The sequence below is a fragment of the Pedobacter sp. AK013 genome (genome assembly GCF_014205835.1).
In the GTDB taxonomy this organism is placed as follows: Bacteria; Bacteroidota; Bacteroidia; order Sphingobacteriales; family Sphingobacteriaceae; genus Pedobacter.
Genome location: NZ_JACHCQ010000079.1, coordinates 1 through 2033, shown reverse-complemented (window position 1 = coordinate 2033; position 2033 = coordinate 1). Strand labels below are relative to the sequence as shown.

Below are 2033 nucleotides of genomic sequence, written 5' to 3'. Positions count from 1 at the left end.
TGCATATACCAATAAATTTGACCCCCTTTCGCCAATTTCAAATTGACCCCCAGAGTTGTTGCTTGAAAAAAGCAGAAGTTGTTGTGCAAAAAGGCATTTTAGAGTTGATCTTTTAAGTCCTGTTTAACAACTGTTATTTTACAAAAATACGTTTTCAATCTTAGAGTTTCTCCTCCTCATTGATTCGCCGAATAATTCAACTCTCAATGAGTGATGAACTATACGGTCAAGAACGGCGTCAGCTATCGTTTTCTCGCCAATTATATCATACCATTCCTTAACCGGTATCTGCGATGTAACTATTGTTGACCGCTTCTGATGCCTGTCTTCAATGATATCCAGTAAAGTAACCCTTGACTGTGGGTCGAAGGGCTGAAGGCCGAAGTCGTCAAGAATAAGAAGATCAACCCTTTCGATCTTTTTCAGTTCTGCCAGGATGGTACCCTTAGCCTTCGCCAGCTTTAGCTGCCCCATGAGTTTAGCGGTATTGACATACAGAACCTTGTATCCATTCTGACAGGCCTGATATCCAAGAGCGGTTGCCAGGTAGCTTTTTCCGGTACCAGTGGAACCGGTTATAAAAATATCCTTGTGCTCCTTAATGAAATCCAGGGCCGCAAGCCTGTGTACCTGGTTCCTGTCAAGCCCACGTTCAATGGAGTAATCAATATGCTCAAGAGATGCCTTATATCTGAACGCAGCCGCCCTAATTGTTCTTTCCACTGAACGGTTGCGTCTGTCATCCCACTCGCTGGCAACCAATACGGATATAAACTGATCAGTGGTCAGCGATTCCTTTACCGATGATTCCAGATTGGTCCTGAATGCATCGTACATCCCAAACAGCCTTAGCTGTTTCATTTTTTCTAATGTTTCATTGTTCATTTCTAATTGCTGTTTATTGTTACTGGTAATATTCCTTACCTCTGATGTTTCCATGCTCAGGGATCTCTATCGTCTGTTCTTCTACAGATAGCTGATCAAGCTGCTTTCGCAGTATCTCCTCAATTATGCGGTAGTTGTATTGCCCAAGATTATCTGCCCAACGGCAGGCATTTCTTAGCCGCACCGTTCCAACACGACGTGCAAAGTTCAGTATGCCCGAACAGGATTTATGGGCCTGTTCCGGATGTCCCTTATACTCAAGCACCTTTGATATATAACTGGCAACATCACTATGGATCTCTTCTGCCTGCCGTATAAAGTTTTCAGGCGTCCATTCTGAGATATACCGGTGTTGTGGCGCCAGATGGGTTTCCTGGGTGGTATAATGGTGCTTTGTCCGTACTCTTGAATGAAAAGCTATCATGGTATAGTTGTAATAGACTTTTACTGAGCCGAAAGTGTACAGCAACTTCACCTTTTTGCCAACATAGTTATAGGGAACACTGTAGTAGTGAACATCTTCGCCCAGCCGTACATGCCCATTTCTCATTACGGTAACCATCACCTGCTTGTGCACCTCATATCGAACCGGATTAAGCACGGCAAGTGCTTCACGTTCGATTTCCTCAAACTGTTCCCTGCGTGAGTAGTTTCTGCCGGAAAAGGGTTTGTTATTATGGATTTCCAGCAATGGGGCAATCGCAGAATTGAGCTGCTCCAGGGTTTCAAAGTGGCGATTATCCAGTTTGCTATAAATGCTTCGATAAATGAGTTTCACAGCTCCTTCTACGAGTGATTTGTCGCGAGGTTTATAGGCACGTGCGGGAATAACTGTTGTTGCGTAATGCTCCGCAAATGCTGCAAACTCATCGTTCAGTACCGCCTCATACCTGCTTCCCCTTGTTACAGCAGAGCGAAGATTATCAGGCACGATTGCCTCGGGTACACCTCCGAAATAGCGCAGTGCATTTTCACATGCGGCGATGAGATCCTCCTTTTTCTGTGAAGCCACAGCCCCAACATAGGTGAGCTGGCTGCAACCAAGGATCGCCACGAATACCTCTACATCCTGCCTGATATTATCATTTCCGCTAAGAAATAGCTTTTTACCGGCAAAGTCGATATACATTTTATCGCCAGCCTTATGT

2 protein-coding genes are annotated in these 2033 nt (G+C 44.6%); both read right to left on the bottom strand.

Annotation, left to right across the window (positions count from 1 at the left end; genetic code table 11):
* Positions 1-138: 138 nt before the first annotated feature.
* Positions 139-885, bottom strand: coding sequence for an IS21-like element helper ATPase IstB (istB, locus tag HDC90_RS25245; RefSeq protein ID WP_184471411.1), 747 nt, complete (start codon positions 883-885; stop codon positions 139-141).
* A 19-nt stretch (positions 886-904) separates the two neighbouring features.
* Positions 905-2033: IS21 family transposase (gene istA / locus HDC90_RS25240; protein ID WP_184471409.1), on the bottom strand; the 1129-nt coding region annotated here is incomplete at its 5' end.